The following is a 282-nucleotide window of genomic DNA, read 5'->3' on the forward strand; positions in this document are numbered from 1 at the left end:
CTGTTTTTCTAATGCCTGTTAAATCTTCCATTCGTATTAGACGAACACCGTTCTCTAATGCGAAGTTTACGATTTTTCGGCTTATGACATGATTTAATTCCTTCATCCATTGCGATTCTTTGTTTTTGGATTTGCGAATAGCATCCAACTTTTTATTCTGTCCAAGGACTCGTCTTTTCGAAGCATATTTCCTGCGAATAAATGCTGCCTCATTTCCTTTAAAAAACAACGAAGTTGTTCCAACCATAGCAACAGCAAGATAGTTTAACCCTACATCAATGC

At 36.9% G+C, this 282-nt stretch carries 1 pseudogene; it reads right to left on the reverse strand.

The features are described 5' to 3' along the window. Window positions 1-282 (reverse strand): annotated as a pseudogene (locus M3600_RS28745) (RNA-guided endonuclease TnpB family protein); the annotation flags it as partial.

This window comes from Niallia sp. MER 6, assembly GCF_023714395.1.
GTDB lineage: Bacteria > Bacillota > Bacilli > Bacillales > Cytobacillaceae > Niallia.